At 71.8% G+C, this 20,273-nt stretch carries 21 protein-coding genes and 1 pseudogene; 15 read left to right on the forward strand and 7 right to left on the reverse strand.

Annotation, left to right across the window (positions count from 1 at the left end):
- Positions 1-258: 258 nt before the first annotated feature.
- Together ACWGH0_RS20795 and ACWGH0_RS20800 are read left to right on the forward strand one after the other, a co-directional pair.
- The gene (locus ACWGH0_RS20795) at positions 259-1,461 is read left to right on the forward strand and encodes a hypothetical protein (RefSeq protein WP_453405660.1); all 1,203 of its coding nucleotides are present in this window, start codon (positions 259-261) and stop codon (positions 1,459-1,461) included.
- A gap of 14 nt (positions 1,462-1,475) precedes the next feature.
- Positions 1,476-2,069, forward strand: coding sequence for a hemerythrin domain-containing protein (locus ACWGH0_RS20800; protein WP_453405661.1), 594 nt, complete (start codon positions 1,476-1,478; stop codon positions 2,067-2,069).
- Between the two features lie 199 nt (positions 2,070-2,268).
- On the opposite strand, the gene ACWGH0_RS20805 is transcribed toward ACWGH0_RS20800, so the two are convergent.
- From ACWGH0_RS20805 to ACWGH0_RS20815, 3 genes and pseudogenes are all read right to left on the reverse strand, one after another.
- Positions 2,269-2,610 carry a hypothetical protein gene (locus tag ACWGH0_RS20805; protein WP_453405662.1) on the reverse strand — a complete coding sequence of 114 codons (342 nt, stop codon included), beginning with the start codon at positions 2,608-2,610 and terminating at the stop codon, positions 2,269-2,271.
- A 43-nt stretch (positions 2,611-2,653) separates the two neighbouring features.
- Positions 2,654-3,162: pseudogene (locus ACWGH0_RS20810) on the reverse strand (glycosyltransferase family 2 protein).
- 158 nt (positions 3,163-3,320) lie between these two features.
- Positions 3,321-3,797 carry a DUF5709 domain-containing protein gene (locus ACWGH0_RS20815; protein ID WP_453405663.1) on the reverse strand — a complete coding sequence of 159 codons (477 nt, stop codon included), beginning with the start codon at positions 3,795-3,797 and terminating at the stop codon, positions 3,321-3,323.
- 531 nt (positions 3,798-4,328) lie between these two features.
- Between ACWGH0_RS20815 and ACWGH0_RS20820 the strand changes: the two genes are divergently transcribed.
- The 6 genes from ACWGH0_RS20820 (at position 4,329) to ACWGH0_RS20845 (ending at position 11,170) form a co-directional block, all read left to right on the forward strand.
- Positions 4,329-5,096: a GntR family transcriptional regulator gene (locus ACWGH0_RS20820; RefSeq protein WP_453405664.1), complete on the forward strand. Its 768-nt coding sequence runs from the start codon at positions 4,329-4,331 to the stop codon at positions 5,094-5,096.
- 68 nt (positions 5,097-5,164) lie between these two features.
- The gene (locus ACWGH0_RS20825; protein ID WP_125741086.1) at positions 5,165-5,392 is read left to right on the forward strand and encodes a 4Fe-4S dicluster domain-containing protein; all 228 of its coding nucleotides are present in this window, start codon (positions 5,165-5,167) and stop codon (positions 5,390-5,392) included.
- A 14-nt stretch (positions 5,393-5,406) separates the two neighbouring features.
- Entirely contained in the window at positions 5,407-6,753 is a 1,347-nt protein-coding gene (locus ACWGH0_RS20830; protein WP_453405665.1) for an ABC transporter substrate-binding protein, read from the forward strand.
- A complete protein-coding gene (locus ACWGH0_RS20835; protein WP_453405666.1) occupies positions 6,750-7,640 on the forward strand; it encodes an ABC transporter permease in 891 nt (296 codons plus the stop codon). The genes ACWGH0_RS20830 and ACWGH0_RS20835 overlap by 4 nt, the downstream gene beginning before the upstream one ends.
- Entirely contained in the window at positions 7,637-8,392 is a 756-nt protein-coding gene (locus ACWGH0_RS20840; protein ID WP_453405667.1) for an ABC transporter ATP-binding protein, read from the forward strand. Before ACWGH0_RS20835 ends, ACWGH0_RS20840 begins: the two co-directional genes overlap by 4 nt.
- Before the next feature lie 21 nt (positions 8,393-8,413).
- Entirely contained in the window at positions 8,414-11,170 is a 2,757-nt protein-coding gene (locus ACWGH0_RS20845; RefSeq protein ID WP_453405668.1) for a fumarate reductase/succinate dehydrogenase flavoprotein subunit, read from the forward strand.
- A 252-nt stretch (positions 11,171-11,422) separates the two neighbouring features.
- On the opposite strand, the gene ACWGH0_RS20850 is transcribed toward ACWGH0_RS20845, so the two are convergent.
- Entirely contained in the window at positions 11,423-11,770 is a 348-nt protein-coding gene (locus ACWGH0_RS20850) for a cupin domain-containing protein (RefSeq protein ID WP_453405669.1), read from the reverse strand.
- Between the two features lie 76 nt (positions 11,771-11,846).
- On the opposite strand from ACWGH0_RS20850, the gene ACWGH0_RS20855 reads away from it, so the two are divergent.
- The 3 genes from ACWGH0_RS20855 (at position 11,847) to ACWGH0_RS20865 (ending at position 13,600) form a co-directional block, all read left to right on the forward strand.
- Positions 11,847-12,395, forward strand: a complete 549-nt coding sequence (locus ACWGH0_RS20855) for a CchlQ (protein WP_453405670.1) — start codon at positions 11,847-11,849, stop codon at positions 12,393-12,395.
- A gap of 633 nt (positions 12,396-13,028) precedes the next feature.
- Entirely contained in the window at positions 13,029-13,256 is a 228-nt protein-coding gene (locus ACWGH0_RS20860) for a DUF2945 domain-containing protein (RefSeq protein ID WP_453405671.1), read from the forward strand.
- On the forward strand, positions 13,256-13,600 hold the full coding sequence (locus ACWGH0_RS20865; protein ID WP_453405672.1) for a DUF3140 domain-containing protein: 345 nt from the start codon (positions 13,256-13,258) through the stop codon (positions 13,598-13,600). The genes ACWGH0_RS20860 and ACWGH0_RS20865 overlap by 1 nt, the downstream gene beginning before the upstream one ends.
- Before the next feature lie 121 nt (positions 13,601-13,721).
- Here ACWGH0_RS20865 and ACWGH0_RS20870 read toward each other — a convergent pair whose 3' ends face one another.
- Both ACWGH0_RS20870 and ACWGH0_RS20875 read right to left on the reverse strand, forming a co-directional pair.
- A complete protein-coding gene (locus ACWGH0_RS20870; protein WP_453405673.1) occupies positions 13,722-14,279 on the reverse strand; it encodes a DUF3291 domain-containing protein in 558 nt (185 codons plus the stop codon).
- 31 nt (positions 14,280-14,310) lie between these two features.
- Positions 14,311-15,027 carry a helix-turn-helix transcriptional regulator gene (locus tag ACWGH0_RS20875; RefSeq protein ID WP_453405674.1) on the reverse strand — a complete coding sequence of 239 codons (717 nt, stop codon included), beginning with the start codon at positions 15,025-15,027 and terminating at the stop codon, positions 14,311-14,313.
- A 259-nt stretch (positions 15,028-15,286) separates the two neighbouring features.
- Between ACWGH0_RS20875 and ACWGH0_RS20880 the strand changes: the two genes are divergently transcribed.
- Positions 15,287-16,483 (forward strand): NAD(P)/FAD-dependent oxidoreductase, encoded by a 1,197-nt coding sequence (locus ACWGH0_RS20880; RefSeq protein ID WP_453405675.1) that lies wholly within the window; start codon positions 15,287-15,289, stop codon positions 16,481-16,483.
- 10 nt (positions 16,484-16,493) lie between these two features.
- On the forward strand, positions 16,494-17,432 hold the full coding sequence (locus tag ACWGH0_RS20885; RefSeq protein ID WP_453405676.1) for a sigma-70 family RNA polymerase sigma factor: 939 nt from the start codon (positions 16,494-16,496) through the stop codon (positions 17,430-17,432).
- A gap of 231 nt (positions 17,433-17,663) precedes the next feature.
- On the opposite strand, the gene ACWGH0_RS20890 is transcribed toward ACWGH0_RS20885, so the two are convergent.
- Positions 17,664-18,380: an NADPH-dependent F420 reductase gene (locus ACWGH0_RS20890; RefSeq protein ID WP_453405677.1), complete on the reverse strand. Its 717-nt coding sequence runs from the start codon at positions 18,378-18,380 to the stop codon at positions 17,664-17,666.
- A 279-nt stretch (positions 18,381-18,659) separates the two neighbouring features.
- On the opposite strand from ACWGH0_RS20890, the gene ACWGH0_RS20895 reads away from it, so the two are divergent.
- Both ACWGH0_RS20895 and cpt read left to right on the forward strand, forming a co-directional pair.
- Entirely contained in the window at positions 18,660-19,322 is a 663-nt protein-coding gene (locus ACWGH0_RS20895; protein ID WP_453405678.1) for a TetR family transcriptional regulator, read from the forward strand.
- A 259-nt stretch (positions 19,323-19,581) separates the two neighbouring features.
- A complete protein-coding gene (gene cpt, locus ACWGH0_RS20900; RefSeq protein ID WP_453405679.1) occupies positions 19,582-20,112 on the forward strand; it encodes a chloramphenicol phosphotransferase CPT in 531 nt (176 codons plus the stop codon).
- Positions 20,113-20,273 lie beyond the last annotated feature (161 nt).

A 20,273-nucleotide genomic window follows, 5' to 3' on the forward strand; every position in this document is an offset into this window, starting at 1 on the left:
GGCGCAAGGCGGCGCCCGTGTTAGTCGCGAGCACGGCCCGCGCGACGAACACGGGCGTCGTCGGCGCGCCCGCCCCCGGCATCACCGGTGGCGTCGGTGAGCCGTACGGGTGGGAGCCGATGCCCCGGGCGTGCGGTGCCGCGGTCGCCGCACACGCGCCAGGGAGCATGGCCGAGATTGTGTGATGCCCCGTGTACGCACAGTGTCCCGGGGTACTCCACGGCAGTTCGAAACCTCGGTTCCCCCAAGGAGACCCGGATGACGTTCAATCCCCTGGAGCAGCGTGGCATTCCGCTGGACCGTCAGCTCAGGAACTGGCGTGAGCTGAACGTGGAACCCATCGACCCCGATCACTGTGATCCGTACACCAGGTGTCGGGTCATCACGCTGAACGGGATCGAGGTGGAGGCCATCATGTTCAGCCACCATCTCGCCCGCAACACGGTCGATCCAGAGGTCAAGAGGCAGCTGGCGAGGACCCGGTACATCGAGGCGCAGCAGCAGAAGGTGGTCAACTGGCTGCTACCCGGCGTCTCGTCGGTGCTGGAGACGACGATCGCGTACGAGCAGGTGGCCGTCGACCTGACCGCGTGGATCGCGCGGATGGAGCCCGATCCGTATCTGAAGCAGGCGTATCAGTTCGGTGTGCTGGAGGACTTCGACCACCTGTACCGGTACGCGAACCTGTACGAGATGATCGAGCACCGCAAGGCGGAGGCGATCGTCGACGGTCTGGACGAGGTCATGCCCGGCCGCCCGACCAAGTTCCATCACCGCAACCCGGTCGACAACGTCCGGGACCCGTATGACCGGACGCGGACGGATCCGTTGTCCAAGCTGCACGCGCTGACCGTCCTGTCGGCCGAGCAGCAGACGATGAACTTCTACATGAACACCGGCCCCACGTACATGGAGCCCATCGCCCGGCAGCTCTACCAGGAGATCGGGCTGATCGAGGAGGAGCACGTCACGCACTACGAGTCGCTCGTCGACCCGGGTGAGACGTGGTGGGAGCAGTTGGTCAACCACGAGTACAACGAGTGCTACCTCTACTACTCCTTCATGGAGCAGGAGAGCGACCCCAGGGTCAGGGCGATCTGGGAACTGCACCTGAACATGGAGCTGGAGCACCTGCACATCGCCTGCGACCTCATGCGGCGGCACGACGGCCGCGAACCGCAGGAAGTGCTGGCCCCGCAGCTGCCGAACGTCCTGACGTTCGAGCCGAACAAGGCGTACCTGCGGGAGCTGCTCGACACCCAGATGGATCTGACGACGCTGGGCGCCGGGTACGTGCGGGAGGCGCACGAGCGCTTCGAGCAGATGCAGGAGCAGATCCACGGCGGCGAGCAGCCGCCGAGCGAGCGGGTGATCACCCAGCACGACCAGATGTTCGGCCGCGAGTACCGGCTGGAGACCGAGGGCGAGCACCCGGACCCCGCCATGCGCGAGAAGAGCTGACGGAAGGGTTTCGCATGACTCAGATCCACACCCCCCACGCGGGTGACGACCACGCCTCCGACACCGACGTGGTGGCGCTGCTCATGCGCCAGCACGGAGACATCCGCAACCTCTTCGACGAAGTCGAGCGGACGCGGGGCGAAGCGCGCAAGGACGCGTTCCGCCGCCTCGTACGTCTGCTGGCCGTACACGAGACGGCGGAGGAGGAAGTGGTCCATCCCTTCGCGCGCCGCAGGCTTCCGGGCGGTGAGAAGGTCGTCGAGGACCGGCTGGCGGAGGAGCGCGAGGCCAAGGAGGTGCTGTCGGCTCTCGACGGCATGGACACCGACGACCCGAAGTTCCTGCCCCGGCTGCTCGCCCTGCGCGAGGACGTCCAGGCGCACGCGCGCGCCGAGGAACGCTACGAGTTCACGCACATCCGCCGCAGCACCGACGCCGGGAAACTCGCCTCGATGGCGAAGGCGGTGAAGGCCGCCGAGGCAATGGCGCCGACCCGGCCGCACCCCGGAGTGGAATCCGCGGCGGCCAACGTGGCACTGGGCCCGATCGCCGCGCTGATGGACCGCACCAAGGACGCCGTACGCAAAGCCATGGGGCACGACGGCTGAACCGCGGGTGACCGCACTCGGGCACCGAGCGCCCGAGTGCGTCCTCCGGCCACCGGCCACCGGCCGCCGGCCGCCGGGGGGGACCGATCGCCTCACGTCCCGGCCGGCGAGCGGCTCCCCCTGGGCGTGCTGAATCGTTGTTCACCGGCCACGATTCCGCGCAGGTTGCCGAACTCTTCCCGCACGGGTCGCATGCGACTCAGCCGACGTATTGCCGGGCGGTGGAACGGCACTGTGCCTCGGTGAGCGCCCCCAGGCGCGCTTCGACGGCCGACGGGACGACGCGCCGCTCGCGCAGGACCCACGGAAGCCCGGCGATCGCCGCGCCGAAGGCCCGCAGGGAGGCCGCGTCGCGCGGGACGGTCCGGGCCAGGAACAGGGTCCTGCGCAGCGCGGGACCGGCCGGCCGGCGCAGCCAGCAGAACCACAGGGTGTTGCGCAGACCCTGGATGCGCCGCACAGTGGCGTCCCGCGCCGCCGACGGCGCGTGGTGGGCCGTCAGTTCCGGGACGTACGCCAGCCACCAGCCGTGCGTCGCCAAATCCGTGGCGAGCAGTTCCTCCTCGCCGCCGAGCCACAGCCGCTCACTGAACCCGCCCGCCGCCAGGAAGGCGTCGGTGCGCAGTACGGTCGCCGCGGCCAGGAAGGAGCCCAGGGCCGGGCCAGGCAGCCAGCCGGGCCCCTCGATCGGTGAATCGCGCAGCTCGGCGACGATGGGATCCTCGGCCGCCCGGCTCCACGACGATGCGTGCGGTGACGCCGGCCAGCCGGTCGTGGCGGTCCAGCAGGTCGGCCGCCCGCGTGAGGGAGCCCGGCGCCCACCAGGAGTCGTCGTCACAGAAGGCGATGTACGGGGTGTCGACGTACCGTGCGGCCAGGTTGCGGCCGACGGCCCCCAGGTTCTTCCCGGGGTCAGCAGTGTGACCTCCGGGTGCAGCCGGGCGACCGCGTCGGCCGTGCCGTCCGTGGAGCCGTTGTCGGTGACGACCACCGGTGGGCGCTCGGGCAGCGCGGCCGGCTTTCCCAGGGTGCGCAGCAGTTCGTCGCGGCGGTTGTGGGTGATCACGACGACAGTGGTACGGGCGTCACTCATACGTCCGCCCAACGCCGGCGGGGCCCGGGTGCGGCCGTGCACCCGGCTACCGAACCCATCCTCCGGGACCGGGCTGCCGGGCGCGCGTCCGGGGAAGCGCGGAGGTCACGTGGCCGGGTGCGCCGCGGCGGCCGCACCGGAACGGCGTCGGCCCCCCGTCACTCCTCGTCCGCCGGGAGGTCGTCGGGCACGACGTGTACGGCGGCTTCCTCCGCACTCGCCGCGCCCGCGTCGATGCCGTGGTCGTCCGCCACCAGTTCCCTCGTCGTGTCGGTGCGCACGCCCTCGTCCGGGGCCGTCAGCCGGCCGGCACGTCCGCCGCCCGCCTCCGGGTCCTCGGGTTCGCCCTCTCCTTCGGGCACGTCCCCCACGTCGTCGCCCACCGGCGGCGTCACGTCGGGGACCTCCTGGGACAGCCGCTCGTCCAACGTCTCGCCGTCATGCTGCTCGGCGGCCGTCGTGCCGTGCTTAGTGACCCCCAGGGGCTTCTCGGGCGGCGAGTAGCCCTCGTCGAGCATGTCGTCGTACGTGCGCTCCTGCAGGGCGTCCTGCAGGTCGAGGGGCGCCCCGTCCTCCTGCTCCTCGTTGGTGCCAGTGGGCTGGTAGACGTCATCAGCCATGTGGTCATCGCTCATGGTGCATCCTCACTACCGTTCGGTGACAACGAAGGTCCCGCTGTCACACCACCGGGTATCCACTCAGGGCGCGCCGGAATCCCACGCCTTTCAGCGAACGCCACGGGCTTCGTCGTTCCCCGCCGGGCCGGACCGGCCGCGGCGCACCCGGTCCGGCCGCTGCCCGGAGCCGGAAGCATCCGTCCCGCAGGCACTCCGGGCATCCACGGACGCGGGCCCGGGTTCACCCCAATGGCCCACACGGCGGGGGTGCCCGGCTGAGCGCGGCCCCCGAGCGGTCCTCCGCGGACTGCGCCGGTCGGCCGCTGGAGGCTGCCGGTCTCTCCCGTACCTCGGCGCGTCGCACGGTGACGTCATGATGAGGCCGGCGGCCGCATCGTGGGCACAGGGTGTCCACGCTGTGGTCGTCCCGGTGGCGGATCTTGTTGTTTCGTCCATGAAAGCGCAGGTCAGACGAGTGCGCACGGGTCGTCAGGTGGCGCAATACTGCGGCAACACCATCGGAGCGCGTGTCCTTGTACGTTCCGTGCCATGCCAGCCGAACCCGCCCCCGCCGCTCTCCCCGTCGCCGCCGCGCGCCGTCGGCTGCTGCGTGCTGACCGGGCGCGGCAGCTCGCCGACCTGCTGCGGCACCAGGTCCTGACGGGCGGCTTCCCCACCGGGGTGCTGCCCCTCGAGGACGCCATCGCCGCCGACTACCGGGCCAGCCGCAACACCGTCCGGCAGGCCCTCGACCTGCTGCGCGGCGAGCGACTCGTCGACCGGCAACCGGGGGTCGGCACCGTGGTGGTGTGCGAGAAGTACCCGCACGGGCTCGACCGCCTCCAGGGCCTGGCCGAGACCCTGCACGAGCACGGCCGGGTCACCAACGAGGTCCGCACGGTCGGTCCGGTGACCGCCCCCGGCCCGGTGGCCCGTCGGCTGGGCCTCCCCGAGAACACCGACGTGCTGTGTATCGAGAGGCTGCGCCGCCTGAACGGACTTCCGCTCTCCCTCGACCTGTCCTACCTGCCCATGGACGTGGGCGGTGAACTGCTCGGCTGCGACCTGGAGAACACGGACGTGTTCCGGCTCCTGGAGTCGCTGACCGGCGCTCCGCTGGGTCATGCCGAGATCACCCTGGAGGCCGTCAACGCCGACGCGCACTCCGCCGCCGTGCTCCAGGCCCCGCGCGGTGCCGCCGTACTGATGCTGGAACGACTGACCTGTCTGTCCGACGGGCGGCCGGTGGACCTGGAGTTCATCCGGTTCCGCGGCGACCGCATCACCATGAGCGGCGTGTTGCACCGCTCCCTCTGACCCCCGCACTCCCCCGTCCCTTTCCGTTCCCGCTGTTCCCGGCCGTGCCGGGCCCTTTGGAGATCCCCATGCCTCTCGTTCCGCAGCGCGCCGACGTGCCCGTGACCATCGACGAGTCGAAGTGCATCGACGGCTGCACTCTGTGCGTCGACATGTGTCCTCTCGACTCGCTCGCCATCCGCGAGGACAACGGCAAGGCGTACATGCACGTGGACGAGTGCTGGTACTGCGGCCCGTGCGCGGCCCGCTGCCCCACCGGCGCGGTCACGGTCAACATGCCCTACCTGCTCCGGTGAAAGGCCGAACTCCCATGTCACACAAGAGAAACACACTCCTCCCGCTGCTGCCGTTGGCCCTGCTGGTCCCACTGGCCACCGCCTGCGGCGGTCAGGCCGGCGCCGACGGCGACACGAAGACGGTCACCGTGACCGTCGGCTACCAGTCCAAGACCATCAACACCGTCACCGCCGGCACCCTGCTGCGCTCCCTCGGCTACTTCGAGGAGGAGCTCGCGGCCCGTGGGAAGAAGGACGGCACCACCTACAAGGTCGAATGGCAGGACTACGCGACCGGCGCCCCGATCACCGCCCAGATGACCGCCGGGAAGGTCGACATCGGGTCGATGGGCGACTTCCCGCTCCTGATCAACGCGGCCCGCGGCAAACAGCTGGGGCAGCCGACCCGGCTGGTCGCGGTCACCGGGTACAACCTGCGCGGCGGCCTGAACACCGTGGTGACCGCGCCCGGTTCGTCCCTGCGCTCGCTGGCCGACCTGCGGGGCAAGAAGGTGTCCACCAGCGTCGGATCGGCCGCCGACGGCACCCTGGTCCGGGCGCTCCAGCGGGCCGGCATCGACCCGGACAAGGGCATCCAGAAGCTCAACCAGCAGCCCAGCGTGGGGGCTTCGGCCCTGGCCGCGGGGAGCGTCGACGCGCTGTCCCAGTTCGTCGCCTGGCCCGGCAAGCTGGCCTTCGAGAGTGGGGCCACCGCTCTGTACGACGGCGCGGAACTGAACCTGCCGACCTTCCACGGGGTGACGGTCCGGGAGAAGTTCGCCAAGGAACGGGGCGGGGTACTCGACGACTTCCTCCGGGCGCAGCGGCGGGCCACCGACCACCTGCGTGCCCGTCCGGTCGCCGCGGCCGAGTCCGTGGCGAAGGTGACGGGGCTGCCGGCCGAGGTGGTCTACCTCTACAACGGCGCCCATGGCATCGCCACCTTCGACCCCGAGCTCCGCCCGGAGCTGATCGCCGCGCTGAAGAAGGACGTACCGGTGCTGAAGGCGGCCCGGCTGGTGGGCGACGTCGACGTGGACGCCTTCGTCGACCCGGCCCCCCTGAAGCGGGCTGTGCGGTCCCCCGCCTACCCGAAGGCGGTCGCGGCCAGGCCCGAACTGTGGCTGAAGGGCGCCTCCACCACCCGCACCTTCGACAGCCCCAAGGAGCTGCTGAAGGCCGCCGAGGGCAAGGACGTCCGGGCCGCGTACGTGCCGGACGCGGTGACCGGCACCCTGTGGTTCGCCGACAAGGCGGTGTGGGTGCAAGACGGCGCCGACCTGCGCGCCTTCGTCACCGAGGCCGGCGCGAAGAAGTACGTCGGCGCTCACACCGGGGCGCGGATCATCCGCTACGCGCAAGCCGTGAGGCTGGCGTCATGAGCGTGGGCCGCCGACTGCTCCGCGTGACCTCGCTGGCCGCGGCCCTCGGCGTGTGGCAACTCCTCACCTCGCTGGACGTCAACCTGTGGCTGCGGTTCGAGCAGTTCCCCACGGTCGGCGAGGTGGTGGCCGCGTTCGCCGACCGGGTCGGCACCGCCCCGTACTGGCAGGACCTGGGTCACAGCCTGCGCCGGATCGCGGTGGGCTTCGTACTGGCGGCGCTGGCGGGGGTGGCGGTCGGAACGGCCGTCGCCCGGTCCCGGTGGGCCGCCGATCTGGTGGGCCCGCTGGTGGAGGTGGTGCGGCCGGTGCCCGCCATCGCGCTGGTCCCGGTCGCCATCCTGCTGCTGCCCACCAACGAGCAGGGCATCGTGTTCATCACCTTCACCGCCGCGTTCTTCCCGGTGGTCGTGTCGACGCGGCACGCGGTGCGGGCGCTCACCCCGGTGTGGGAGGAGGCGGTGCTCACGATGGGCGGCGGCCGGCTCCGGGTGCTGTTCTCGGTGGTGCTGCCCGGAGCCCTGCCGGGGATCTTCGGCGGCCTTTCGGTGGGCATCGGTGTTTCGTGGATCTGCGTCATCTCCGCCGAGATGATCTCCGGCGAGTACGGGGTGGGCTATCGCACCTGGCAGGACTACACGATCGTCGACTACCCGGCCGTCTTCGTCGGCATGGCCACCATCGGCGCCCTCGGATGGCTCACCTCGACCGCGGTGGAACTGCTGGGCCGTCGCGCCACCTCCTGGCTGCCCCGCCCGGCCGCACGAGCGGCCGCCGGCGCACCGCGTCCGGCGTTCGGCAGGGCCGGCCGCAGCGGTGCGGACGCTCCCGCCGAACCGGCCGCCACCGTCCGCACCGCCGTTCCCCGGAAGGAGCCGGTCCCATGAGCACCGCGACCCTGCCCGCCGCACCCGCGCCGGCCGGCGCCGAACTCGTCCTGCGCGACGTACGGCTCGGCCACGCGGACGGCGCCGCCGTCCCCGGCACTGTGGCGCTGCGGATCGCACCGGGGGAACTGCTCGCCGTGGTCGGGCCCTCCGGCTGCGGCAAGTCGACCCTGCTGCGCACCCTCGCCGGGCTGCTGCCCCCGCTGGACGGGCAGGTCACCCAGGACGGTGAGCCGATCCGGCGGCCCGCCGCCGACCGGGCGCTCGTCTTCCAGCACGACGCCCTGCTGCCCTGGCGGACCGTCCGGGCCAACGTGGAACTGCCGCTGGCGATCCGCGGGGTGCCCCGGGCCGAGCGGCGGCGGTCCGCGGCCGACTGGCTGGACCGGGTCGCTCTGGCCGGGCACGCCCACAAGTTGCCGCACCAGCTCTCCGGCGGGCAGCGGCAGCGCGTCCAACTGGCCCGCGCACTGGCCGGCCGGCCCCGCGCGGTCCTGATGGACGAACCGTTCGGCGCGCTCGACGCGCACACGCGCGCCGAGATGCAGGACCTGCTGGCCGACATCCTCGGAGACACCGGCGCCACCGTCGTCTTCGTCACCCACGACGTGGACGAGGCCCTGCACCTCGGGGACAGGGTCCTGCTGCTCGGCTCCGGTGAGGTGCTGGACGTACCGCGTCCGCGTGAGCGCGGCGCCCGGCACGCGCCCGGAACCGCCGAACTGCACCGCCACATCATCGAATCCCTCTAAAAGCCACTCGAAAGGCACCCCGTGGACACCCTGGTGGACACCCCGCCGTCCGTCCCCGCCCTCGCCGACGCGACCGAACTGTCCTGTGACGTTCTGGTCATCGGCGGCGGCACCGCAGGCACCATGGCCGCGCTGACCGCCGCCGGACGCGGCGCGCAGGTGCTGCTGCTGGAGAAGGCGCACGTCCGGCACTCCGGCGCACTCGCCATGGGCATGGACGGGGTCAACAACGCGATCATCCCCGGCCGGGCCGAACCCGACGACTACGTCGCGGAGATCACCCGGGCCAACGACGGCGTGGTCGACCAGTCCACCGTCCGGCAGACCGCGACGCGCGGCTTCGCGATGGTCCAGCGCCTGGAGTCGTACGGGGTGAAGTTCGAGAAGGACGAGCACGGCGAGTACGCGGTGCGCCAGGTGCACCGGTCCGGTTCGTACGTGCTGCCGATGCCCGAGGGCAAGGACGTCAAGAAGGTCCTCTACCGGCAGCTGCGGCGTCGCGAGATGCGGGAGCGGATCCGCATCGAGAACCGCGTCATGCCGGTCAGGGTGCTGACCCACCCGGACGACGGCCGGGCCGTTGGCGCGGCCGGGTTCGACACCCGCACGGGTCGGTTCGTCACCGTCCGCGCGGGTGCGGTGATCCTGGCCACCGGGGCGTGCGGCCGGCTCGGCCTGCCCGCCTCCGGCTATCTGTACGGGACGTACGAGAACCCCACGAACGCGGGCGACGGGTACGCGATGGCCTACCACGCGGGCGCCGCGCTGACCGGCATCGAGTGCTTCCAGATCAACCCGCTGATCAAGGACTACAACGGGCCGGCGTGCGCGTACGTCGCGAACCCGTTCGGCGGGTACCAGGTCAATCGGCACGGCGAGCGGTTCGTCGAGTCGGACTACTGGTCGGGACAGATGATGGCCGAGTTCTCGGCCGAACTCGCCTCCGACCGGGGTCCGGTGTACCTCAAGCTCAGTCATCTGCCGGACGAGACCATCACCTCGGTCGAATCGATCCTGCACACCACGGAGCGGCCCACCCGCGGCACGTTCCACGAGAACCGCGGCCACGACTACCGCACCCACGACATCGAGATGCACATCTCGGAGATCGGACTCTGCGGCGGGCACTCGGCCTCGGGGGTACGGGTGGACGCGCACGCCCGCACCACCGTGCCCCGGCTGTACGCGGCCGGCGACCTGGCCTGCGTACCGCACAACTACATGATCGGAGCGTTCGTCTACGGCGATCTGGCCGGCGAGGACGCCGCGCGCTACCGGGCGTACGAGGGCGAGTTGCCCCAGGACCAGCTCGTCGCCGCCCACGAGCTCGTCTACCGGCCGCTGCGCAATCCCGACGGGCCGCCGCAGCCGCAGGTGGAGTACAAGTTGCGGCGGTTCGTCAACGACTACGTGGCACCGCCTAAGACCGGCGCGAAGCTGTCCCTTGCGGTGGAGGCGTTCACCAGGATGTCGGAGGAGATCGCCGGGATGGGCGGGCGCACGCCGCACGAACTGATGCGGTGCGCGGAGGTCACGTTCATCCGGGACTGCGCGGAGATGGCGGCACGGGCCTCGCTGGCCCGGACCGAGTCCCGGTGGGGCCTCTACCACGAGCGGCTGGACCACCCGGGGCGGGACGACGAAGACTGGCTGCACCACCTCGATCTGCGGAAGTCCGTGTCGGGCACGATGGTGTTCACGGCCCGGCCGGTCGAACCCTACGTCGTCCCGGTGCCGGAGTTCGCGCCGACGCCGGGGCCGGAACGGTGGCTGGGCGAGGTGGACCTGGTGCCGGTGGCCACGGCCGGTCCGCGGGACGACGCCCCGGCCGCCCGCGCTGCCACGCCACCGGCCGCACCGCACGCGGCGGCGCCGGCAGAGGCCCCCGCCGTCTCCGGGCCCAGCCCCGCCCTGCTGCGCCTGCTCTCCCTGGCCGAGGAGTCCCCCGACCTCGACGCGCTGCGCCCCTACCTGGGCGACGCCGACCCGGCGGTGCGGGTGGCCGCCGTGGCCGCCCTCGGCGAGACGGTCCCGGCCGGCGCGGGGCCCGCACTCGCCGAGCGGCTGCGGGACACCGCGCCCGCCGTGCGGACCGCCGCCGCGGCGGCGCTGCGCGAACTGGTCGAAGTACTGCCCGCCGAGGAGCGGTTGGGGGCGGGGCTGCGGGAGGCGCTGGACGTGGCCGACACGGCCGTACGGGCCGCCGCGCTCGACGTGCTGCGCGCACTGGGGCTGGGCGACGCCGGGGTGTACGCCGCCGCGCTCGCCGACGCGGACATCGAGGTGCGCATCACCGCCGTCCGGGCCCTGGTCTCGGTGGACGCGGTCGCGGAACTGGCGGCCGCAGCGGCCGACCCGGCCCGGGAGGTGCGGGTCGCGGTGGCCCGCGGCCTCGCGGCCGTGCACTCCCCGGACCCCGGGCCGCTCGCCCCGCTGCTTGACGACGCCGACCCGCTCGTGCGGGCCGCCGCGCTCGCCGCGCTGGCCGCCACCGGTTGCCCGCCGCCGTACGCCGCCCGGGCCGCGGCGGCGCTCGACGACCCGGCCTGGCAGGTCCGGGCGGGCGCCGCGACCGCGCTCCGTGCCGCGCCGCCCGCCCGGGCGGTCCCCGCCCTCTCCCAGTCACTGACCGACCCGAACGCCGACGTCCGCAAGGCCGCCGTCCTCTCGCTCCTCCTCCACCACGCCGAGCCCGGGGCGCGCGCCGCCCTCGCCGCGGCCGCCTCAGACCCGGACGCAGACGTCCGCGCCTACGCGTCCCGAGCGGCGGCCGCGTGAGGGCGGGCAACTGCCCTATAGCCAGGGAAAGTTGGGCGCTCCGTATGCCGTACCTGAACCCGACCCGGGTGGTGCCCCAAGGTCTCGCTGTCATGCCGACAGGTAGCTGCGCCCCGCCCTGCCGTCATCGCGATGTGGGCGGGGGCCGGTGATCTGAGTTCGCCGCACCCGGTCACCGGCGGCGGCATTGGTCGCCACGGCCGCCCGGGACACCCTTCACTCCACGAAGTACGAGTCGTGCTTGATGAAGAACTAGGTGCGCTCCTCGTCGGTCGCGTCCGCGAGCTGCGACAGCCCTTCGAAGTACTCCTCGCGCGGCGCCCCCGGCGCGAACAGCATCAGCATCTCCGCCGGGGCGTCCGCATCGTTGCGGAAGGCGTGCAAGCCGCCTTGCGGCACGAACAGGAAGTCGCCCTTCTTCGCATCGATCCAGTCGCCACCGTTGAACAACCGCACTGTCCCGTCGAGGATGAAGAACGACTCCGAGATGGTCTTGTGAAAGTGCGTCTTCGGGCCCTGCTCGCACAACCTGCCGTCCGTCGCCGTCCTTCCCCCTGTGGAGACGTCAGTGCCGGCAAGAGCGGTCAGGCGTCGCGGCATGGAGGGCGCGGTCCGGCTGCTGCTACGGTCGCTTCACTGGCGCGCGAGTGGGGGTCTCGTGGAGTGGGGAACGTTGGTGGCGACACTCGGCGGCGCGGTGATAGCGATGTCCGGCACCGTACTGGCCGACCATCTGCGTACGCGACACGAAGACGATCGCGGTCTCGAGTCTCGACGGCGCGAGGTGTACGTCGAGTTCATCGCCGCCGCCGGCTCCGCCCATACCGCGTTGCGCCGTCTCGCCAACTCCCCCGACGCCGCCACGGACCTGGAAGCGGCCAGCCGTGCCGCCTTGGTCGACGCCGGACTCCACGAGATCCGTGAGCGGCTGTTCGTCGACGCCAGCGCGAAGGTCGCCGGTGCTGGCCAGTCGATGTTCGAACGACTGCGTGCGCTGCGCAACGCGGTCGCCGGCGGGGCGTGCGACACCTCGCCCGCGTTTCACGAGGTCTACCACCCGTACCTCGACGCGGTGTGGGCCTACCGGGTCGCGGTTCGCAACGAATTGGAGGGCCGGTCGCTGTCCCCCTCCGCCTTCGGCTGGACCGCGTGGGACGGCAGGGAGCGGTGCCTCGTGTGCGACGCGAACGAGGCGAACGGCAGCGGCTCACCTGCCGCGCGATGATCCCCCCGGCGATCAGCTCCCCACAGCATGGCCTGCACCGCGTCCGCGTGCTCGCCGCCCGCGTCGCCCGCCGTCGTCTGTGACGGGGTGGGCGCTCGGTGGTCAGCTTCTCTGAGCCCGCTCGTACATCGACTTGGCCGTGGTTTTCAGGGCCGGCGCGTACATCTTGGTGACGGACTCAAGGGCTTCGAGCTGGCTGTTGGCCGAGACCAGGACGCCCTTTCCGGTGGTCGCGTCGAAGTCGGCCAGCCACGGGCCGCCGCTGGCACCGGCCGCCCACGACGTCGGTGAGCCTGCGACCGCTGCCGTCGGCGTCGACCACCAATGCGGAGACGTCGTTGGTGGCTTCCTCGGTCCAGGTGCGCGGAGTCAGTGCGGTGCGGACGGCGCACGCGCCGTACGGCCGGCTGCCCGGCGCGTGCGGGCCTGTGATGTCCCTGTCCGGGGCGCTCACACCCGCCGTTGTCCACGAAGGTCTGTCCGGCCGGATGAGCAGCGGGTGCGCGAGCGGGCCAACCGCAGGAACCTGAGTGCGTGACCGCTCGCTCGTACCACCCGACGAGGCCTCCCACCCTGAGGGATCTCCTCCCGGGCCCAACGGGCGCAGCAACTTAGAAGCGAGAAGGGAAAGCCATGGCGAAGAAGGACGATCTAAGCAAGGGCGACAAGGTGTCGTGGAAGAGCCACGGGCAGAACGTGGCGGGCAAGGTGAAGAAAAAGATCACTGACCGGACCCGGGCGGCAGGCCGGACCGTGGACGCCTCGAAGGAAGAGCCGCAGTACGAGGTGGAGAGCGACAAGTCCGGCCGTTCAGCCGTGCACAAGCCCGGCGCGCTCCGCAAGAAGGGCAGGCACTCCTGATGGCCGCCGACCGGAAGGGCGGCGACCCCGACGAGACGCTCCACGCCTTCAAGGAAGCGGTCAACATGACCGCCGGCCAGTTGAAGAAGTGGCTGGCCACCGACGAATCGAAGAGTGTCGGACAGAGCGACGGCGGGGAAAGCGTGGGCCACGCTTCCGGGAGGCGCATCATCGAACTTCTCGACACCAAGAAGGCCGATCTGAGCGACGACGACCTCGCCCATATGCGCAAGGTCACCGGTTACGTCCACCGGCACATCAAGCAGCGCCCGAGCGGGGACATCACCGACACCAGATGGCGTTACTCGCTCATGAACTGGGGACACGACCCGCAGAAGGACTGACCGCCACCGGACCGGCATCCGGCGGTGTCCTCGCCGCGCTTGCAGGCCCCGGCTCCTCTGCCGCGTCCGGCACTGACGAGGAACGGTGCGACCAGTGCCCTCGTCCCACTGCGGCCCTCCTTCAGACCGCCGCCGAGTCCCCGGCCGGCGTCGGTTGCGCCGGGCTCAGGCCGGCCCGCCCGGGCGAGACCGGCCGCACGGCCTGGAGGTGCTGGGCGGCCTCGGCGGCGGTGTAGGAGGAGGCGAAGGTGAACGCGCGGGCAGACGGCCCGTTCGCGCGCAAGTCCGCCAGGCGGTCCAGGGCCTCGCCCACGGTCGGAAGGTGCCCGGCGGGAACCCACCAGAGCACGAGGTGCGCCTGGACGTGCCGTGCGAACCATTCACGGCGCCGCCGCATCACCTCGAGGTGCCCGCTGCGGTAGGTGAAGTCCCACAGCGCCTCCCGTGTCTCCCACACCGACAGGTTGACGATGACGTCCTCGCCCGCCGGTCGCAGGCCGGTGGCGTCGGCCGCCCCCTCCCCCACGAGCCGCCACACGAATCCGGGCGTCCCGTCGGCAGCGGCGTTGAGCGGATCGAGCATGTCGACGAAGGGCGCCATGCGCGGGTCGTCGAAGGGGTGGAGAAGCGTAGAGACGTTGAGTTGGGCGAGATGGGCGGCGTACGCGGATGCGGTCATGGCCTCATCCCAGCAGCCCCTCCCTTCTATGTCAATCCTCGTTTGTTTTAGAACTCTCGATCACTACGCAGCACTCCCCCGGCCGGGCATCCATACGGGCGCGCACGGGACCGTCCGCACCGACAAGCCCTTCCAGCAGCGCGAGGTTCATGCCGCAGACGAGCGGCGGGAAGCGTTCCGCGACGGCATGGAACGGGCAGTTCCGCATACGCACGACGGGCGCGGCGGCCCCGGCCGTTCCGTTCGCGCCTTCGGAGCCGTTGACGGCCGCAGCACCTTCGACGCCTTCCAGGTGCGGTTCGTAGCCGCGGGCGGCCAGCAGCTCCAAGGCGTCCTCCAGGCCGCCGCACGGCGCCGCCGAGCCCCGCAGGGCCTCACCCCGGCGGCGTGCGGCCGCGCAGAGTCCGGCGTCCAGGCCGGCCTGCTCGGCGACCTCGGCGAGCAGTTCGGCGGCGGTGCGGTAGTCGCGGGCGGGCAGCGACACCGACCGCTCACCCCTCGCCCGCGTGTACACCTTGGCCGGACGGCCCGCCCCCGGCCCTGAGCGGCCGGTCAGGCGGCGGCTGCCACTCTCCAGCAGACCGGCCTCGGTCAGTTTGTCCAGATGGTGCGCGGCGAGCGTGCGGGCCACGCCGGCGGCCTCGGCGGCCTCGTTGCGGCCAACCTCACGGCCCTGTGCCACCACGTACTCGTACAGGCGGCGGCGGACCGGCTCCTGCAACACAGCGATCGCGTCGATGTCCTTCATTCACCCATTCTAGGAACAACGCAGGTAGGAGATAGAAGGGCGAGACCGCATCGCCGCGCATGCCGGAGACTCGGCCGCGCGCCGCAGGTCCGGCGACCCAAGCGGTCCGGTGTTCCGAGCACCCAGCGACTCAAACGGACGGGCGACACACCCGGCCAGGTGACCCACGCACGGCGGTGACCCACGTCACATTCGACTTCTGTCAGCAATCGGGGCGCCGTCTCGTTCAAGGGGCACGCGAACGAGACAGGAGCAAGCCATGAAGCACCGCATCGTCGTACTCGGGGCCGGGTACGCCGGGGCCTTCGCCGCCGGCAACCTGGCCCGCCGGCTCTCCCCCGCCGACACCGAGATCACCGTCGTCAACGCCGCGCCCGACTTCGTCGAGCGGATGCGGCTGCACCAGCTCGCGGCCGGCCAAGACCTCGCGTTCCGCAAGCTCGCCGACGTGTTCGCGGGGACCGGGGTGCGCCTGCGTCTGGCGCGCGTCACCGGCGTCGACCCCGAGCGCAAGGCCGTAGCCGTGACGGGCGAGGGCGGCGATGGCGACGGCGAGCTCGCGTACGACACGCTTCTCTACGCGCTCGGCAGCTCCGTGGCGCACCACGGCGTCCCCGGCGTGACCGAGTACGCCCACGACGTGACCGGGCTGTCGTCGGCGCTGCGTCTGCGCGAGCGCCTGGCCGGCCTGGGCGAGGGCGGCACCGTGCTGGTCGTCGGTGAGGGGCTGACGGGAATCGAGACCGCCACCGAGTTCGCCGAGTCCCGGCCCGACCTCTCGGTGGCGCTCGCCGCGCGCGGCGAGCTGGGTGCCTGGCTCTCCCCGAAGGCCCGCCGCCACCTGCGCCTGGCCTTCGACCGGCTCGGCGTCACCGTCCACGAGCACACCGGCATCGAAGCGGTCGAGCCCGCACGGACGACAACGGCCGGCGGTACGTCCCTTCCGGCGGATGTGACCGTATGGGCCGCCGGGTTCGCCGTGCACCCCATCGCCGCCGCCAGCGGCCTGGAGGTCGCCGGGACCGGCCAGATCGTCGTCGACCGCACCATGCGCTCGGTCTCGCATCCGGACGTCTACGCCGCCGGGGACTGCGCCTACGCGATCGGCGAGAACGGCCGGCCGCTGCCGATGTCCTGCGCCTCGGCCGGACTCACCAACATGCAGGCGACCGCGGCGATCGTCGCGCGCCTGACGGGCAGCGAGGTTCCGGCCACCGGGCTGAGGTACTTCGGCAACCACATCAGCCTCGGGCGACGGGACGCGATCTTCCAGATGGTGGGCGGGGACGTACGGGCGAAGTCCTGGTACCTGGGCGGCCGGACGGCCGCGCGGCTCAAGTCGGGCGTACTCAAGGGCGCCGGGTGGGGCATCGACCACCCGACCTTCGGCATGCCGAAGCGCAGGCGCCGGCTGGTCACCGTGCCCGACCGGGCCGGTGTGAGGGTCGCGGCCTAGGCTGTCGCGCATGGACAGCGCAGCCGTCGATCGGTTCGAGGCCGGCCGGAGCCGGCTGGCCTCGCTCGCGTACCGTCTGCTCGGTTCGGCCGCCGATGCCGAGGACGCCGTGCAGGACACGTTCCTGCGCTGGCATGCGGCCGACCGCGAACGGGTCGAGGTGCCGGAAGCCTGGCTCACCAAGGTCCTCACCAACCTGTGCCTCGACCGGCTCCGCTCGGCGCAGGCGCGCCACGAGCGAGCGGCCGGCGCCTGGTTGCCCGAACCGCTTTTCGAGGGTGATCCGATGCTCGGCCCCGCCGACACCTTCGAGCAGCGCGAAACGGTGTCCTTGGCCGTACTGACCCTGCTGGAGCGCCTGTCGCCGGTCGAGCGGGCCGTCTACGTCCTGCGTGAGGCGTTCTCGTACAGCCACGCCGAGATCGCCGGGATCCTCGACATCACCGAATCCGCGAGTCAGCAGCACGCCCACCGGGCCCGGCGCCGGGTCGCCGGCGAGCGCCGCCGCGGCGCCGAGACCGACCCCGCGTCCGCGCGCCGGGTCGTCGAGGAGTTCCTCGCCGCCGCCGTGTCGGGCCGCACCGAACGGCTGGTGGCGCTGCTCACCGAGGACGTGACGCTGGTGTCGGACGGCGCCGGACTGGCCAGGCGGCTGCTGCGGTACGAGACGCGGGAGCGGGTCGCCTCCTTCGTGCGGGCCGGGTTCAAGCCCACGCCGGCGAAGCGGCGGCTGGCCGGCGGCTCGCCCGCGTTCCACATCGAGCAGGTCAACGGCTCCCCGGCCGTCCTCGCCGTGGTCGACGGCCGCGTCGCGGGCGTCGTGGCGTTCGACGTCAGCGACGGCAAGGTCGCGTCCCTGCGCGGCATCGCCGCCGCAGGCCGCCTCACGCGCCTCAACGAGACCTGGCGACAGCACGAACCGGGCGCACCGGCCATCACCGCATGGTGAGTCGGCACCACGCCGGCCAGTGACCTGAGTGGCGGAGAGCCGACCACGAGGCGACGCCCGGGAAGCCGCGCGAAGTGGAACGGCCCCCAAGGCACCGGGCCCTCTCAACGGCACCGGGCCCTCCAGGGCGTCCGGTCTCCGACCAGCGCCCAGGATTTCGATCGCCGCGAGGCCGTGCGACTTCATTCGGCCCGGCCCGCGAAATCCTCGGCGCTGCCATGGCCGGGGCGCTCAGAAGGTGCGCTCGGCGACCGCCACCCGCCGGGCCGCCTCCAGCGCGGCGCGCAGCTTGTCGGCCGGGAATGGCGCGGCAGGGGACAGCAGCATGCGCTCGGCCGGGACGTCGGGGTCGGCGAGGTAGACGCGGGTGTAGGCGCCGGCCTCTGGTTCGAAGCGCCAGCTTTCGCTCAGCGTCCCGGCGTCGACGGTGTCGAAGCCGAGCCGGTCGATCAGCTCCGCTGCCCGGCCCTTCGCGTGGTGGTCGTTGCCGGCGATGGGCAGGGCGCTGCGGTCCGGGGCGTCGGCGCGCCGGGCGAGTTGGGGGATGTGGTGGGCCAGGATGTTGTTGAAGGCTTTGACGAGCAGAGCGCCGGGCAACAGCCGCTGGGTGTGTTCGGTCGTGGTTTCCGTCTCCGAGTCGAGTTCGGCGATCCGGCCGTCGCGATGGGGATAGTAATTGCCGGTGTCCAGCACGATCCCGCCTCGCAGCAGGTCGGCGGGCAGGGAGCGGTAGGCGGTCAGCGGGATGCTGACAAGGGTCGCGTCTCCGGCTCGGGCGGCCTGCTCGACGGTGCCTGCCGTGGCTCTCGGCCCCAGCTCCTCGACCAGGTCCGCCAGGCTCTGCGGGCCGCGCGAGTTGGCGATCAGCACGTCGATGTCCGCCGCCAGCGCCAGACGCGCGACCGCTGTCCCGATGTTTCCGCTTCCGATGATTCCCAGGGTCGGCATCGCTGCTCCTTGCTTCGCGTGTCCACCCGGAACCGGGCGGTACCGGGGTGTGCGGTGGTGTGGTCACTCGTAGGCCCCCGCTCACGGGGCGTGAGGGCAATTGAGCGGGCCAGGGAAACGAGCGCGTGCCCGAGAAAGCGACCGAAAGCGGCCGTCCGCCACGGCCCGCCGACGGGGCGGTCGGCCGAGCACGGAGCCACACTGAAAGCTACCCACACAGGAACCGTAACCCAATCTGGTACTGAGTTCCACTTCGGGTCTGCATACTAGACTGCGCGTATGGCTGAGACTCGCAAGACCTCCTCCGCGCACGACGGCGCACAGCCCGCCCCCTCCACCCCGTCGTCGCTGCGTGAGCGGACGCGTGCCGCGATGCGCGCCGAGGTCAGCAGGGTCGCGTTCCGGCTCTTCGCGGAACAGGGCTTCGACCACACGACGGTGGACCAGATCGCCGCGGAGGCGGGCCTGTCGCGCACCACGTTCTTCCGGTACTTCGGCACCAAGGAAGAGGTCGTCCTCGGCAAGTTCGCGGAGCACGGCCACCAGATCGCCGCGGCCGTCGCCGCCCGCCCCGAAGGCGAACAGCCCTGGTATTCGCTGCGCCGCGCCTTCGACGTGGTCATCCAGACCGATCCCGACCGGCCGGAACAGTCCCTGAACCTGATGCGACTGCTCGGCGACGTATGCGCTCTCAAGACCCGGCAGTGGGAGAAGACACAGGAGTGGCAGAACACACTGGTGGCAGAAGTCGCCCGCCGTCTTGACACCAGCTCGGACGGAGATCTGCGCGCCCGCGCCATGGTGGCGTCAGCGATCGCGTGCCTGGACGCCGCCACCGACGCATGGACGGCCGGTGACGGGGCGGCTTCCCTGCCCGCGCTCCTCGACCAGGCGATGGGCGCACTGAGCGGACTGCGCGGGGAGCAACCAGCCGGGCGATGACTGGGCTTGCCGGACGGGCGCACGCGTCCGCCGCCCGTGCGACGCAGCCGCACGCACCGCGTTGGGCGCCCCCGCGAACGGGAGGTGCCGTACGGAGAGGGGTGCGGTCGGGGTCAGCCCAGGGACGCGAGCGTGAAGTGCCGCACCTGCAGCGGCGCGGCCAGGTACTCGTCCTCACCCGTGCGGTCACCACACCAGCCGGTGCCGTGCCAAAAAATCCGTTTCGAGTGTTGCTGTGGTGCTCTAATGTGGCGCGGTGATGACTGAGGTGATCGTTCTCAACGGCGGTTCCAGTGCGGGGAAGTCCGGGATCGCCCGGTGCCTGCAGGCAGTCCTGCCGGGTCCGTGGCTGGCCCTCGGGACCGACACGCTGGTGGACGCGATGCCCGCGTCCCTGCGGACGTCGGACGGCGGCATCGAGTTCGCCGACAACGGTCAGGTGATCGTAGGGCCGGAGTTCCGGACGCTGGAAGCGGCGTGGATGGAGGGGGTCGCCGCGATAGCCCGCGCGGGTGCCCGGGTCATCGTCGATGAGGTCTTTCTCGGTGGCGTGGACTCCCAGAAGCGCTGGCTGAAGGCTCTGGGCGAGTTGCGTGTGCTGTGGGTCGGCGTCCGGTGCGACAGTGCCGTCGCCGCGGGCCGGGAGATCGCCCGGGGTGACCGGGTGATCGGGATGGCCGCGTCCCAGGCGGATGTGGTCCACCGGGGCATGGTCTATGACGTGGAAGTGGACACCACGCAGGCCGAGTCGATGGAATGCGCCCGGACCATCGCAGCGCGGGTCGGCTGACCGGCGGCCCGGCTTCGAGGGCGTCGCTGCTCCGGCGCATCTCGCCGGCGAAGGCGCGGAGTGGGCGCGTCAGGCTCAGGTCGGTGGCGGGGTCCGTGGTGTGCCGCATGGGGACGCGTTCCGGAGCGACTGCGCCATGAGGCCGGCCCCCTGCCGGCGGT

The sequence above is a fragment of the Streptomyces sp. NPDC054887 genome (assembly GCF_053610585.1).